The sequence below is a fragment of the Pseudomonas sp. S2_A10 genome, from assembly GCF_054668465.1.
Map to the genome: position 1 here is coordinate 3271009 of NZ_CP162773.1, position 14876 is coordinate 3285884.

At 60.2% G+C, this 14876-nt stretch carries 13 protein-coding genes and 2 tRNA genes; 4 read left to right on the forward strand and 11 right to left on the reverse strand.

The window, feature by feature from the left end:
• Nucleotides 1-231: 231 nt before the first annotated feature.
• Both AB4N41_RS14685 and AB4N41_RS14690 read right to left on the reverse strand, forming a co-directional pair.
• Nucleotides 232-308 (reverse strand) — tRNA-Met (locus AB4N41_RS14685).
• Between the two features lie 217 nt (nt 309-525).
• Nucleotides 526-602, reverse strand: a tRNA-Met gene (locus AB4N41_RS14690).
• A gap of 279 nt (nt 603-881) precedes the next feature.
• Here AB4N41_RS14690 and dinB point away from each other — a divergent pair.
• Nucleotides 882-1943 carry a DNA polymerase IV gene (dinB, locus tag AB4N41_RS14695; protein WP_252877596.1) on the forward strand — a complete coding sequence of 354 codons (1062 nt, stop codon included), beginning with the start codon at nt 882-884 and terminating at the stop codon, nt 1941-1943.
• A 126-nt stretch (nt 1944-2069) separates the two neighbouring features.
• Here the strand turns inward: dinB and AB4N41_RS14700 are convergent, their stop codons facing one another.
• The 4 genes from AB4N41_RS14700 to AB4N41_RS14715 form a co-directional block, all read right to left on the reverse strand.
• Nucleotides 2070-3023: a hypothetical protein gene (locus AB4N41_RS14700; protein WP_041478072.1), complete on the reverse strand. Its 954-nt coding sequence runs from the start codon at nt 3021-3023 to the stop codon at nt 2070-2072.
• Nucleotides 3024-3040: 17 nt separating this feature from the next.
• Complete coding sequence (locus tag AB4N41_RS14705) at nt 3041-4756, reverse strand: proline--tRNA ligase (RefSeq protein ID WP_041478071.1); 1716 nt, start codon at nt 4754-4756, stop codon at nt 3041-3043.
• A gap of 129 nt (nt 4757-4885) precedes the next feature.
• Nucleotides 4886-6445 carry an AmpG family muropeptide MFS transporter gene (locus tag AB4N41_RS14710; RefSeq protein WP_076566230.1) on the reverse strand — a complete coding sequence of 520 codons (1560 nt, stop codon included), beginning with the start codon at nt 6443-6445 and terminating at the stop codon, nt 4886-4888.
• A gap of 43 nt (nt 6446-6488) precedes the next feature.
• Nucleotides 6489-6842, reverse strand: coding sequence for an MGMT family protein (locus AB4N41_RS14715; RefSeq protein ID WP_083352143.1), 354 nt, complete (start codon nt 6840-6842; stop codon nt 6489-6491).
• 165 nt (nt 6843-7007) lie between these two features.
• On the opposite strand from AB4N41_RS14715, the gene AB4N41_RS14720 reads away from it, so the two are divergent.
• Entirely contained in the window at nt 7008-8015 is a 1008-nt protein-coding gene (locus AB4N41_RS14720) for a DUF481 domain-containing protein (RefSeq protein WP_024011896.1), read from the forward strand.
• A 119-nt stretch (nt 8016-8134) separates the two neighbouring features.
• Here the strand turns inward: AB4N41_RS14720 and AB4N41_RS14725 are convergent, their stop codons facing one another.
• Nucleotides 8135-8344 (reverse strand): cold-shock protein, encoded by a 210-nt coding sequence (locus tag AB4N41_RS14725; RefSeq protein ID WP_002554837.1) that lies wholly within the window; start codon nt 8342-8344, stop codon nt 8135-8137.
• A 355-nt stretch (nt 8345-8699) separates the two neighbouring features.
• On the opposite strand from AB4N41_RS14725, the gene dcd reads away from it, so the two are divergent.
• Both dcd and AB4N41_RS14735 read left to right on the forward strand, forming a co-directional pair.
• A complete protein-coding gene (dcd, locus tag AB4N41_RS14730; protein ID WP_007940589.1) occupies nt 8700-9266 on the forward strand; it encodes a dCTP deaminase in 567 nt (188 codons plus the stop codon).
• Between the two features lie 107 nt (nt 9267-9373).
• Nucleotides 9374-9583, forward strand: a complete 210-nt coding sequence (locus tag AB4N41_RS14735; RefSeq protein ID WP_016771389.1) for a hypothetical protein — start codon at nt 9374-9376, stop codon at nt 9581-9583.
• A gap of 44 nt (nt 9584-9627) precedes the next feature.
• Here AB4N41_RS14735 and pdeM read toward each other — a convergent pair whose 3' ends face one another.
• The 4 genes from pdeM to AB4N41_RS14755 all read right to left on the reverse strand — a co-directional run bounded on the left by pdeM (nt 9628) and on the right by AB4N41_RS14755 (nt 14856).
• Nucleotides 9628-10281 (reverse strand): ligase-associated DNA damage response endonuclease PdeM, encoded by a 654-nt coding sequence (gene pdeM, locus AB4N41_RS14740; protein WP_370695115.1) that lies wholly within the window; start codon nt 10279-10281, stop codon nt 9628-9630.
• Nucleotides 10278-12767 carry a ligase-associated DNA damage response DEXH box helicase gene (locus AB4N41_RS14745; protein ID WP_252877597.1) on the reverse strand — a complete coding sequence of 830 codons (2490 nt, stop codon included), beginning with the start codon at nt 12765-12767 and terminating at the stop codon, nt 10278-10280. Before AB4N41_RS14745 ends, pdeM begins: the two co-directional genes overlap by 4 nt.
• Nucleotides 12768-12960: 193 nt before the next feature.
• Entirely contained in the window at nt 12961-13725 is a 765-nt protein-coding gene (locus tag AB4N41_RS14750; RefSeq protein ID WP_041478066.1) for an ABC transporter ATP-binding protein, read from the reverse strand.
• A 12-nt stretch (nt 13726-13737) separates the two neighbouring features.
• Entirely contained in the window at nt 13738-14856 is a 1119-nt protein-coding gene (locus tag AB4N41_RS14755; protein WP_252877598.1) for a succinylglutamate desuccinylase/aspartoacylase family protein, read from the reverse strand.
• Nucleotides 14857-14876 lie beyond the last annotated feature (20 nt).

A 14876-nucleotide genomic window follows, 5' to 3' on the forward strand; every position in this document is an offset into this window, starting at 1 on the left:
TTACCAATCCCTGTAGAAAAAAATAATCACAAAATACTACGCCTCTCGTCGGGCATCGGCGAGGGCAGTTCCTGGATTGCAGAAACCCTGTCTGCGACTCAAGCATAGTCGCAAGTCAGTGGTTCTGATGATCCCCAGCGGTTCACTGCACAGTGACAGATCATTGTTGCGAAAGGACTTTTTCAACAGATACAAAAAAGGCCACTCTTTCGAGTAGCCTTTTTTGATGTTTGGTTGCGGGAGCCGGATTTGAACCGACGACCTTCGGGTTATGAGCCCGACGAGCTACCAGACTGCTCCATCCCGCGTCTGTGTGGCGGCATTCTACAGGCGAACGACGAGGTGTCAACCGCTAATCCTGGAATGGGCCAAATAACTGCGAAATCGCGGCGAACGGTCGCAGGTAATGCGTAAGTTTCGGAAATGCAACAAATTGCCGTTTCGCTGGCGATTGAGCAGGGCGCGCGTTTGCAAAACAGACGCGCACAAAAAAGGCCACTCTTTCGAGTAGCCTTTTCTGATGTTTGGTTGCGGGAGCCGGATTTGAACCGACGACCTTCGGGTTATGAGCCCGACGAGCTACCAGACTGCTCCATCCCGCGTCTGTGTGGCGGCATTCTACAGAGGTTCGCGAGCGTGTCAACCGTAGATCCGGATAAATCTGTTGAGGTTCAAGCGCTTAGCGTATTTTCGCGGCGGGAGGCCGGCGCGCAGGGCAAGTGGCGCAAGGCTTTCAGCTCTATTGCGCGCGGATCTTTGATTGAAAAAATAAATTCATCGGAAATCTCCTACGGTCGGAAAAGAACATTCAACCACTGGTGCTATATACAGGTACCAATGAGATACTGCCGCTCCGGCTTGCCACGTTGTCTTTTTCCGACATGACCCAGCGAAAAATCATCCACGTCGACTGTGACTGTTTCTATGCCGCCATCGAGATGCGCGATGACCCGCGTCTGGCCGGCAAGCCACTGGCGGTGGGTGGTTCAGCGGATCGACGCGGGGTGATCGCCACCTGCAACTATGAAGCGCGCGCCTATGGTGTGCGCTCGGCCATGGCTTCCGGGCATGCATTAAAGCTGTGTCCGGACCTGACCATCGTCAAGCCGCGCATGGACGCTTATCGGGAAGCGTCGAAGGAAATTCATACGATCTTCGCCGACTACACCGACCTGATCGAGCCGCTGTCGCTGGACGAGGCCTATCTGGATGTGTCCGACAGCGCGCATTTCGGCGGCAGCGCCACGCGCATCGCCCAAGACATTCGCCGCCGGGTCTCCAACCAATTGCACATCACCGTTTCCGCAGGCGTTGCGCCAAACAAATTTCTGGCGAAGATCGCCAGCGACTGGAAAAAACCCAACGGTTTGTTCGTGATCACCCCGGATCAGGTCGAGGAGTTCGTCAGTGGTCTGCCGGTGAGCAAGCTGCACGGCGTCGGCAAGGTCACCGCCGACAAGCTCGGCAAGCTCGGCATCGTTGACTGCCAGCATCTGCGCGAGTGGGGCAGGCTGGCGCTGGTGCGCGAATTCGGCAGTTTCGGCGAGCGCTTGTGGAATCTGGCGCGTGGGATCGATGACCGTCTGGTGCACAACGACAGCCGCCGTCAGTCGATCAGCGTGGAAAACACCTACGACGTTGATCTGCCGGACTTGCGCAGCTGCCTGGACAAATTGCCCGAGCTGCTCGATACCCTGAAAACCCGCATGGCGCGGATCGACAGCAGTTATCGACCGGGCAAGCCGTTCGTCAAAGTCAAATTTCATGATTTCACCCAGACCACGCTGGAGCAGGCTGGGGCAGGGCGGGACCTGGGCAGTTATCAGTTGATGCTGACGCAGGCGTTCAATCGCGGCGGCAAGCCGGTGCGGCTGTTGGGGGTGGGAGTGAGGCTGGAGGATTTGCGCGGCGGGTTTGAGCAGATGGAGTTGTTTGAGCGGTAGATTTGCGGCGTATTCAGATAATCATCGCGGGCAAGCCCGCTCCCACACTGATCGATGGTGAAACACATATTGTGTGAACACCCATAAACCCTGTGGGAGCGGGCTTGCCCGCGATGCCTTTAGCTTTTAATTCGGTCCCGGATCTGCAACCAGGCGCCCTGCATCCTTGGCCAGAGACTTGAGAAACTCAGTCTGCAACTCAGGATCATTGCGCGTCAGTTCGATCAGGCTCTGTTCCAGCTCACTGGCTTCTTCTTCCAGACCCAGCTCCGACAGGCGTTTGACCCGGTGCACCCACTGGCTCACCTCGTCATCTTCCAGATCGTCATAAATCAGCCCGTGCGCCTCAATCAACTTGCCGCGCAGGTGGCCGCTGAGCATCAGGGTCGAGTCGGAATGCACATCGTCCTTGGCGTCTTCGACACTGATCTGCAAGCGGCCGACATGGTTGAGGTCATGTTCGGCGAAAGGGCTATCGAGCAGATTCAAGCGCAGCACACCGTTGCGATCAGTGGTCATGTCGAATGTCTGCTTGCCGGCCTTGACCTGCACCGGTCGTTCGCTCCACGGCAGGCTCGAATACTCCGTGCGCTTGTCGCGCTGGACTTCATCGATGCCCGCGAGGTTTTGCTGCGCGCGACCATTGGACTGCACGTTCATGAACGGGTTGAGCCCGGCGAAACCGTAGCTCAGCCAATCCCGGGTGACGCTATCCGGCAGGTTACCGAGGGCAAACACGTTGACCACGTTGGCACCGACACCACCGACCACGGCCACCGCGCCCAGCGGAATCTCGTAGACTTCGCGCCAGGGTTGGTAAGGCGTGTAGCGGTCGTAACGACGGGTGACCTCGAACTCGGTGACTTCGAAAGTCTTCTGCTCGTTGATCTTCACGCGTCGCTGCGGCAGCTCGAGCACCTTGGGCTCGCCGACATCGATCTGCAGGCTGTGATCGAGCAACTTTCGCTCGACCCGCTCTTCGTGCTCGCTGCGTTGCGACATGTGATTGGCGCAGCCGCTGACCAGCAGGGCGCCGCACAGGGCGGCGCCACCGAGGCCTAAGGTGTTTCGCTTGAACATGACGTCTCTATCTGGTTTCAGCGGCGGATACGGGCCTGAAGGAAGGACACAACATCGGCCACCGGCAGTGCTTGCGCCTCTGCTTCGGAACGACTCTTGTATTCCAGGTTGCCTTCGGCGAGGCCGCGGTCGCTGACCACGATCCGGTGTGGAATGCCGATCAGCTCCATGTCCGCGAACTTGATGCCCGGGCTGGTTTTCTTGTCGCGATCGTCCAGCAGCACTTCGAAGCCGGCCGCCGTCAGTTCGGCATAGAGCTTGTCGGTGGCTTCGCGCACCTGTTCGGTTTCATAGCGCAGCGGTACCAGCGCGATCTGGAATGGCGCCAGGGTGTCGCTCCAGATAATGCCGTTGGCGTCGTTGTTCTGCTCGATGGCAGCGGCGACCACGCGGGAAACGCCAATGCCGTAGCAGCCCATTTCCAGGGTCACTGGCTTGCCGTTTTCACCCAGCACTTCGCACTTCATCGCCTTGCTGTACTTGTTGCCCAGCTGGAAGATGTGGCCGACTTCGATGCCGCGCTTGATTTCCAGCGTGCCTTTGCCGTCCGGGCTTGGGTCGCCGGCGACGACGTTGCGCAGGTCGGCAACGGTCGGAACCGGCAGATCACGCTCCCAGTTCACGCCGAAGTAGTGCTTGTCATCGATGTTCGCGCCAATGCCGAAGTCGCTCATCATCGCGACCGAGCGGTCGATGATGATCGGCAGCGGCAGGTTCAGCGGGCCGAGCGAGCCGGCGCCGGCGCCAATCGCGTCACGCAGTTCGGCATCGGAGGCCATCACCAGCGGGCTGGCCACGCCAGGCTGGTTGGCAGCCTTGATCTCGTTCAGTTCGTGGTCGCCACGAATCACCAGCGCGATCAGCTTGCCTTCTTCTTCGGCGTGCACGATCAGGGTCTTGATGGTCTTTTCAATCGGCAGATTGAATTTTTCCACCAGGGCGGCGATGGTTTTCGTGTCCGGCGTGTCGACCAGACGCAGTTCTTCGGTTGGCGCAGGGCGCGAGGTTTCCCGTGGCACCGCTTCGGCTTTTTCGATGTTCGCCGCGTAGTCGGAGCCGTTGCTGAAGACGATATCGTCTTCGCCGGACTCGGCCAGCACGTGGAATTCGTGGGAACCGGCACCACCGATCGAACCGTTGTCGGCTTCTACCGGGCGGAATTTCAGGCCCAGACGCGTGAAGATGTTGCAGTAGGCTTCATGCATGCGGTCGTAGGTGACCTGCAGCGACGCCTGATCAGCGTGGAAGGAGTAGGCGTCCTTCATAATGAATTCGCGGCCGCGCATCAAACCGAAGCGTGGGCGGATTTCGTCACGGAATTTAGTCTGGATCTGATACAGGTTGATTGGCAGCTGTTTGTAGCTGCTCAACTCGTTGCGCATCAGATCGGTGATCACTTCTTCGTGGGTCGGGCCCGCGCAGAAATCACGACCATGGCGGTCTTTGATGCGCAGCAGCTCAGGGCCGTATTCTTCCCAGCGCCCCGATTCCTGCCACAGCTCGGCCGGTTGGGTGCTCGGCATCAACACTTCCAGAGAACCGGCAGCGTTCATCTCTTCGCGAACGATGGCTTCTACCTTGCGCATGACTCGCAGGCCCATCGGCAGCCAGGTGTACAGGCCCGAGGCAAGCTTGCGGATCATGCCGGCGCGCAGCATCAGCTGGTGGCTGATCACGACCGCGTCGGAAGGCGTTTCTTTCTGTGTGGCGAGCAAAAATTGACTGGTGCGCATGGTTGGCCGTTGTCGGTTGCTATGACTGGAAATGACGGAGCAGTGTACCGGCGAGTTTTGCTGACGTACAGAAGTGTGGCCGGCGGAAGGCGCCAGCGGCGGGATTACTCCCGCCATTGGCGAAGCGTCCTACGATTCTTCGGTGACGGGCGTCGGTGCAGGCTCGGGCGTCGGTGTTTGTCCTTCGCGGCGGCGCTCCTGGAACCAGTGCAGCGCGATCAGTAGCAGCGTCGGTACGCCGAGCAGGGCGGTAATGAGGAAGAAGCTGTGATAACCGAACTTCTCGACCAGCACGCCGGAATAGCCGCCCATCAGGCGCGGCAGCAGCAACATGATCGAGCTGAGCAGGGCATATTGCGTAGCGGAAAACTTCAGGTTGGTCAGGCTCGACAGGTAGGCAACGAACGCCGATGTCGCCAGGCCCGAGCTGAAGTTGTCGAGGGAAATGGTCACCACCAGCATCTGCAGGTTCGGGCCCATGTCCGCGAGCATGACGAACAGCAGGTTGGTCGCCGCCGAAGACACACCACCGATAAACAGGATCGGCAGAATGCCGAAACGCACGATCAACAGGCCGCCCATGCCGGCGCCGACGAGGGTCATGATCAGGCCGAAAATCTTGCTGACACTGGCGATCTGATCCTTGGTGAAACCCTGGTCGATGTAGAACACGTTGGCCATCACGCCCATTACCGTGTCGGACATCCGGTAAGTGGCGATCAGGCCCAGCAGCAACAGCGCCTGCCAGCGATAACGCAGGATGAAGTCATTGATCGGCGTCAGTACCGGAGCCAGTCCGCGCCGGCCCATGGCCGACAGACACAAACCGGTGAGCAATATGTAGAGGATGGCGCGCAGAAAGGCGCGGTCTTCAAGCAGCAGGTCCAGCGGGCTCATGTCACCGAACAGCACGCCGGCGAAATCGGTGTTGTACAGCTGGGTGAACATTGCCGGTACGGAAACCAGCAAAACGATCAGCACGAACACCGACATCAATTGATGCATGAACGTGTAGCGCCCGGCCTGCAACTGCGTGCGCAGCGGTACGGGTGGTTCACGCATGAACAGCGTGGTCAGCAGCGCAGGCACCATCAATGCGCCGAACAGCACATAGGTGCCGGTCCAAGCTGCGTGCTTATAGTTGAAGCCGGTGGAGCCGAAACCTTCGGCGAAGAACAGCGCACCGGCGGTGGCGAGCAGGGCGGCAACGCGGTAACCGGACATGTAGCTGGCGGCGAGGGCGGCCTGGCGGCTGTCATCGGCGATTTCCAGGCGATAGGCGTCGACCGCGATATCTTGCGTGGCGGAGGCGAAGGCAACCACGACAGCAATGGCGATCAGCCAGGACAAATGCTTCTGCGGATCACAGAAACCCATGCCGATCAGCCCGAGAATCACCAGTGCCTGGGAGAGCACCAGCCAGGAACGGCGGCGGCCGAGTTTGCCCAGCAAGGGCAGGCGCCATTGATCGAGCAGCGGCGACCAGACCCATTTGAACGCGTACGCCAGGCCGATCAGGCTGGCATAGCCAATGGTTTCACGGGCCACGCCTGCTTCACGCAGCCATACGGAGAGCGTCGAGAACACCAGCATGTACGGCAGGCCGGCGGCAAAACCGAGCAACAACAGCACGAGCGTCGAAGGACTGGCATAGGCGGCGAGCGCGGCGCGCCAGGTTTTACGGGGCATGGGCTGAAGTCTGCCTCAAAATTGCGAAAACAAAGCGCGCACTCTAACCGCTGTGCTCTACCGGACGCCAGCCATGGCGCCGAATATCCACACGATTGTTCTGGATGGTGATGCCTTCCATGCGCAATCGCGCACGTTGTTCATCACCGGAGGGGCTGCCGACCGGCAGGCTGATGCGCCCGCCGGCGCCGAGCACGCGGTGCCAAGGCAGCCTGGTGTCGCCGGGCAACTGGCTCAAAGTCCGCCCGACCCAGCGCGCGGCGCGGCCCAGCCCCGCAAGTTCGGCCAACTGGCCATAACTGACGACTTTGCCTTCGGGCACTTGCGCGAGCGTCGAGTAGAGTGCCGTGCGTCGGATTTGCGCATCGTTTTCGACGCTGTCGAGCGGGTCTTTCACGTACGCGGCTCCTGAGCATTGGCGTGATGATGGCGACAAGGGTAATCGCTCGTGGCGCGGTTGAGAAATGAACTCAATTGAAATAGTCCGGTCAGTCCTTGTCATGGGCAAAATCCTACGGATAATGCCGACCCTTTTCGCCAACTCTGAGCCCCCGATCTGCTTATGTTCCCCAGAACCCTGTTGTGCCTTGCTGTTTTCAGCGCGTCCACGCCCCTGCTTGCCGACACCGTCTGGTTGAAAAACGGCGACAAGCTGAGTGGCACTATCACGGTATTCGATGGCGGCAAGCTGCTGATCCAGACCAAATACGCCGGCGCAGTGGCGATTGACTGGAAAGAGGTCAAGACCCTCGACAGCGATCAGCATCTGTTGGTGAAGCAGGACGCCTATGCCGGCGAAGTGTCGAAGTCGCTCACCGCGGCCGACGATGGCAAGGTCACCCTGGCCAACGGCGAGGCGCCGAAGACGGTCGAGCTGGCGAGCATTCAGCAGATTCTCAAGCCCAAGCCGATCGTCACCGACCTGGTATGGAAGGGTAACGTCGATCTGGCGCTGGACTATCAGCGCGCCGAAAAGGACACCGACGATTACGACGTCGCCTTCAAGACTTCGGCTCGCCATGGTCGCTGGCGCCATACCGGCGAGGGCGAGTACAACCGCGAAGTCCAGGATGCGGAAACCACCACCAACAACTGGCGCGCCGAATACTCCCTCGACCGCTTCCTTACCGATCAGTGGTTCTGGCAAGGGCGCATCAACTACAAGCGTGATCACATCGAAGAGCTGGCGCGTCAGCGTGTGGTCGGTACCGGTCCGGGTTACCAGTTCTGGGACGATGAACTGGGTGCGTTCTCGCTGGGCTCGTTGCTCAACCGCACCGACTATGAATACCGCGATGGCAGCAAGGACAACTTCTACTCCGTCGCGATGAAGTGGGACTACAACCGCTACCTGATCGGCAAGAAGGTCGAGTTCTTCACCAATGGCGAAGTCGGCAAGCCGCTGTCGGGTGTTGCCGATTACGCACTGGATGCCGAGCTGGGCCTGCGCTACAAGGTCACCGACTGGGCCTCGCTCAACCTCAAGGCCGAGCGCGACATCATCAGTGGCACCAACGATGCGGATCTGAACAAGACCCGTTATACCGCAGGGTTTGGCGTCGCCTGGTAAGGGCAGAAACAAAAAAATCGCGGCCTCAAGGGTCGCGATTTTTTTTGCCAGCGCAAAACAGGCGCCCACAAAAAAGCCCCGCTTTTAAGGGCGGGGCTCTTTTCTAAAGAAGCTACAAGTTAGATAACTTGTACTTCTTCAGCTTGCATGCCTTTCTGACCGCGGGTAGCGATGAAAGAAACCTGTTGGCCTTCTTTCAGGCTTTTGAAGCCGTCGGATTGGATAGCTTTGAAGTGAACGAACAGGTCGTCACCGGATTGTGGAGTGATGAAGCCGAAGCCTTTTTCATCGTTGAACCACTTAACGGTACCGGTTTGGCGATTAGACATGGTGTAACTCCTTGAACAAAGATAACTGCGACTCAGGAAGAACCCTGGCCGAGACTGAGTGCAAAGAGCAGGAAAAATTCTTGTAGATGGTTGGATCGAAATTCAACATATCGTGTAGAGATTCTCAGTGACACAAGCAACACAGTGACGCCACCTTAACCCTTTTTCCGGAACGTGCCAATGTTTCTTGCAAAGGATTCTGTGTTTTAGGGATCGGCGGTGCGACGGTTCGTCGCCACATCGCGTAAATACGGGGTGTTCGCCGAGAATTGCGTTGCGCACTTTGAACGAGACGACGCGCCCGGTAAGATGCCGGACAGAATTTTTCCACCTCGCTATTCAGGACAAACCCGCCATGAGCATCAAATCGGACAAGTGGATTCGCCGCATGGCGCAGGAACACGGCATGATCGAACCGTTCGTCGAGCGCCAGATGCGCGGCAGCGACGACAGCCGGGTGATTTCCTACGGCGTGTCGAGCTACGGCTACGACGTGCGTTGCACCAACCACTTCAAGGTGTTCACCAACATCAACTCGGCCATTGTTGACCCGAAGAACTTCGACGCCGGCAGCTTCGTCGACATCCACAGCGACGTCTGCATCATTCCGCCGAACTCCTTCGCCCTGGCCAGCACCGTCGAATACTTCCGCATTCCGCGCAACGTGCTGACCATCTGCCTGGGTAAAAGCACCTACGCGCGCTGCGGCATCATCGTCAACGTCACTCCGCTCGAGCCTGAGTGGGAAGGTCATGTGACCCTGGAATTCTCCAATACCACCAACCTGCCGGCGAAAATCTACGCCAACGAAGGTGTGGCGCAGATGCTCTTCCTCGAATCCGATGAAGAATGTGAAGTTTCCTACAAGGATCGTGGCGGCAAGTACCAGGGCCAGCGTGGCGTGACCTTGCCGCGTACCTGATCGACCATCCGACGGATGTCGGGAATTCTTTGGCGGGCAGACACTCTATGGGGTGTACTGCCCGTTTTTGTTACACACAGATTCGGGCCTTCACTGAGGAGTGCCCTATGAAGATCGACCCGCGAATCAGCGCTGAACTGGCAAGGCTTGAGCCCAATCAGATAGGCGTTCTGGCCTGGTCGTTACTGGCGAATCCGTCTTTGAGCCTGTCCGGCGGCGTGCCCGGCCAGCCCGATCCCGATACTCCCAACGAACAACCGACCGAACCAGGCGAACCGACGCTGCCGGACGAGCCGCCTCCGGCGCCTGTGGCCTGATCCACTGTCATGAATATGGCCCGTCAGTCTGATCGATTTGCGATCTAGCTGACGGGCCATATTTCGTTGTCGCCGATCACGAAGACTCTGCAGCTGTCGTCGCGCTCGACCTGATAGCCGCCGGTGAACGCACCGAATGCCGGCATCAGGCTGATGCGCTCACCGAGTCTGAAACAGGCCAGGCGCAGGCTCTGCCGACCTTTGCCGTGCAATCGATAAACCGGATGCACGTGGCCCGCGAGCACGTGCCGTTCCGGATGCGGATCGGGCTCATGCTGCAGGGCGAATGGCCCTAGTAACAGCGGCTCTGGTACCACGCGAATATTCAGCGAGGCTGGTGGGTCGCCTGCGCGTTTGTCGTGGTTGCCGCGAATCAGCGTCATCGGCAGGTCAGCGTGCCGCGTGCGCCACTCTGCCAGCGCATTCAGTGTGGTCGGGAGATGGGAACCAGGCCCATGCAGAAAATCCCCGAGGAAGATCAACTGGCGACACGGCAACCGCGTCAGCAACGCGTCGATTACCTCGATGTTGCTCGCCGTCGTGCCATGCGGCACCGGCTGGCCGAGGCTGCGATAGGCCGCCGCCTTACCGAAATGCACATCGGCGATCAGCAATGCTTCCTGCGCTGGCCAGTACAGCGCTTTCTCCGGCAGCAGCCACAACTCCTCACCGGCCAAACGCACCGGGTACGCACTCACGACGATTTCCCGTTATCAGCGGTTTTTTCCAGGTCACCAACCATTCTTCTGATCCTGTCAGCCAGTTTTTCCGAACTCATGCTCTCGCGCATCCGCTCCACCAGCAGCGGAAAGCCCAACGGTGTAGGACGTTTAACCTGATGCACGTCCATTTTCATCTGATTGATGCGCTCCAGTGTCTGTTCCAGACGGCGAATATCCAGCTCTTCGCGTAGGACTTCTTCCCCAGCCTGGGCTAGCAGCAGGTTGTCGGCGTCATATTGTTTGAACACTTGGAAAAACAAGCCACTCGACGCCTGCACCTGGCGGGTGCTTTTTGGTGCGCCCGGATACCCGGCGAACACCAGCCCGGCGATCCGCGCGATTTCGCGGAAGCGGCGCAACGCCAGTTCACCGGCATTGAGGCTGGCGAGCACGTCCAGCAACAGGTCATCGGCATTGAACAGGTGCGCGTCCAGATGCGTGGCCCAATCCACCGGCGTGGCGCTGAGCAGTTCCAGGCCGTAATCATTCACGGCAATCGAGAAGGTCACCGGCTGGCGCTGACTGACGCGCCACGCCAACAGGCTCGCCAGTCCCAGATGCACTTGTCGCCCGGCGAACGGATAGAGAAAAAGATGCCAGCCTTCGCGGGATTTCAGCACTTCGGCCAGCAGATTTTCCGTGGTGGGCAAGCCGGACCAGCGTATCTGCGTCTCCAGCAGCGGCCGCAACGCGTGCATTTCCGGGCCGTTGAATTGACCTTGAGCAGCGGCGCTGAAGCGCGTGACCACCGCTTCGGCCAGTTCGTTGGATAACGGCATGCGTCCGCCATTCCAGCGCGGCACGGCAGCCTTTTTCGCGGTGCTGCGTTTGACGTAGGCGGTCATGTTTTCCACCCGCACCAGTTCCAGCAGGCGCCCGGCGAAGAGGAAACCATCGCCCGGTTTCAGCCGGGCGATAAAGCCTTCCTCGACGCTGCCCAGCTGTTTGCCGCCGCCGCCCTTGCTCCAGAATTTCAGGTTGATGCTCGCGTCGCTGACGATGGTGCCGATGCTCATGCGATGGCGCCGCGCCAGACGCGCATCCGGCACACGCCAGACGCCGTGTTCGTCCGGCTCGACCCGGCGGTAATCCGGATACGCTGTAAGAGACATCCCGCCATGGCGTACGAACGCCAGCGCCCAGGCCCAGTCTGCCGCTGTCAGGTCGCGATAGGCCCAGGCGCCTCGGACTTCTTCGTACAAGTCTCCAGGAATAAAGCCACCGCCAAGGGCCATGCTGACCAAATGCTGGACCAGCACATCCAGCGGCTTGAGCGGTGACAGGCGCGGCTCGATGCGCCGTTGCTCGACGGCATCGCGTGCGGCGACCGCTTCGATCAGTTCAAGGCTGTGGGTCGGCACCAGCGTCACCCGCGAGGTGCGCCCCGGCGCGTGGCCGGAGCGCCCGGCACGTTGCATCAAACGTGCGACGCCTTTCGCCGAGCCGATTTGCAATACGCGCTCGACCGGGAGGAAATCCACACCCAAGTCCAGGCTCGAGGTGCACACCACTGCTTTCAACTGGCCATTCTTCAACGCCTGCTCGACCCAATCGCGGGTATCGCGGGACAGTGAGCTGTGGTGCAGCGCGATCAACCCGGCCCAGTCCGGCCGCGCTTCCAGCAGCGCCTGATACCAGATCTCCGATTGCGCGCGGGTGTTGGTGAACACCAGGCTGCTGGCGCAGGCGTCAAGTTCGGCCACCACCTGCGGCAGCATCTTCAGACCGATGTGGCCGGCCCAGGGAAAACGCTCGATGGCCGGAGGCAGCAGGGTGTCGACTTGCAGGGTTTTTTCGCTTTTGCCCTGAACACTGACGCCGCCGCCCTGTGGGATCAGCACTTGCTCGGCGTGGGATTGATTACCGAGGGTGGCGGACACGCCCCAAACGATCAGTTCCGGCTGCCAATGACGCAGGCGGGCGAGAGCCAGTTGCAGTTGCACGCCGCGTTTGTTGCCGAGCAACTCGTGCCATTCATCGACGACGATCATGCGCAGGCTCGACAGCGCCGTGCGCGCATCGGCGCGGGCTAGTAGCAGAGTGAGGCTTTCCGGGGTGGTGATCAGCGTGGTCGGCAGACGTCGGCCCTGGCGGGCGCGTTCGCTGCTGCTGGTATCGCCGGTGCGCAGGCCGATGGACCACGGAATCTGTAAGTCATCCACCGGAATCTGCAACGCGCGGGCGGTATCGGCGGCGAGGGCGCGCATCGGCGTGATCCACAGCACCGTCAGCGGTTCGGCCGGCGGTTTGCGTTTGCGCGGTGTAGCCACGGGCGGTTGCAGGCGGGCGAAGCGGTTGAGCGCAGCAAACCATACCGCATAAGTTTTGCCGGCGCCGGTGCTGGCGTGGAGCAACCCGGATTCGCCGTTTTTCACCGCCGCCCACACCTGTTTTTGAAAGGCGAACGGCTTCCAGTCGCGGGCGCTGAACCAGGTTTTTGCAAAGTCGGGGGATTTCGCCATGCCGGCTGCGTGCGCTCTGGAGGTGTTGTTTCAGAGACAGCGAAGCGGGGGGACAAGTTTAACTTTGTCGGTCGGTGGATTCCCCCGTGGGAGCGAGCCTGCTCGCGAATGCGATGTCACCTTCAACATTGATGTTGACTGATAAACCGCTTTCGCGAGCAGGCTCGCTCCCACAAAGGGTTGAGTGCCAACCTTATTTAAGATTGCCGCTCAGGAATTGCTTCAGGCGTTCGCTTTTCGGGTTGCCCAGCACGTCTTCCGGCGCGCCTTCTTCTTCCACCAGACCCTGATGCAGAAACAGCACCTGATTCGACACCTTGCGCGCAAAACTCATTTCGTGGGTGACCATGATCATCGTCCGGCCTTCCTCGGCCAGGCCCTGAATCACTTTCAGCACTTCGCCGACCAGTTCCGGGTCGAGTGCCGAGGTCGGTTCGTCGAACAGCATCACTTCCGGCTCCATCGCCAGTGCCCGGGCGATCGCCACGCGCTGTTGCTGGCCGCCGGACAGAAACGCCGGGTATTGATCGGCGACCCGCGCCGGCAAGCCGACTTTGTCCAGATAACGTCGGGCGCGATCCTCGGCTTCCTGTTTGCTGCAGCCCAGCACCCGGCGCGGGGCCATGGTGATGTTTTCCAGCACGGTCATGTGGCTCCACAGGTTGAAATGCTGGAACACCATCGCCAGCCGCGTGCGCAGGCGTTGCAGTTCATCGGCGTCGGCGACGTGCATGCCGTGCCGGTCGGTGACCATGCGGATCGCCTGGCCATCGAGGCTCATGGCGCCGTCATTCGGTTGCTCGAGGAAATTGATGCAGCGCAAAAAGGTGCTTTTGCCCGAGCCGCTGGCGCCGATCAGGCTGATCACGTCGCCGGTTTTGGCCTTGAGCGAAACGCCTTTGAGCACCTGATGATCGCCATAGCTTTTGTGCAGGCCTTCAACGGTCAGTTTGTACATGGACGAGCATCCTCAAGGCGAAAGTAGGTAGCCGCTGCGATAGGCCTGGGCGCCCGCGACGTGGGCGATGACCATGCCGGCAGTGGCCATGCGCCGCAGCGAGCGCGCATACAGCAGGCCGGCGGCGGTGCAATGAATGGGGGTGACCTTGTCGTGGATCGGGTCGATGATTTCGGCGATCTGCTGGCCGGCTTCCAGGTATTGGCCGGGCGTGGCGCAGTACACCAGCAGGCCGCCGACTGGTGTGGTCACCGGTTCGACCCCGGCCAGCGGCGTGGCCGGGTACGGCAGTGGCGGTTGCGGCTTGGTCTCGCCGACGATGGCATCGAACTGGATCAGATAGTCGATCAGCGCCTGACAATCGCGGCTGGCCAGCGGGTGATTGACGTCGCCCTGGCCGCGCAATTCGACGGTCACCGAGAAGCTGCCCAGCGGAATCTCGAACTGCTCACCGAAGCGCTCGCGCAGTTGCCACCAGAGCAGGGTGAAGCACTCGTCGAACGATTGCCCGCCGGAATCGGTAGCGAGCAGGCTGGCCTGCGCTTCCATGTAGCGCGCCAAGGGCTCGACCTGTGGCCACGCCTCGGGCGTGGTGTACAGGTGCACCACCGATTCGAAGTCGCAGTGCAAGTCCAGCACCATGTCGGCATCGCAGGCCAGGCGTTGCAGGGTCAGACGCTGGGATTGCAGTTGTGTGGTCGGCTTCTGACGGTCGAGGGCGTTGCGCAGGCTGGCGCGGATCAGTTCGAGGTTGTGCTGCGCGTCGTCGTTGAGTTGGCCTTCGATGGCGTTGCCGATTTCTTCGCTGAGGTCGACGAACCAGCGATTGAAGTTCTGCCCGCTCTCCAGGTCGTAACGGCCCAGCGGCACGTCCATCAGCACTTGTTCGAGGCCGACCGGGTTGGCCACCGGCACCAGGACGATTTCGCTGCGCAGGCGGCCGGCAGCTTCCAGCTCGGCCAGACGCTGTTTCAGGTGCCAGGCGACCAGCATGCCCGGCAGTTCGTCAGCGTGCAGCGACGCCTGGATGTAAACCTTGCCTTTGGCCTGCGGTGGGCCGAAGTGGAAGCTGTGAATCTGCCGTGCGGTCCCCGGCAGCGGGGCCAGCAAGTCATGGATCTGGTGGCGCATTGTTATCTCTTTTTTCAAAC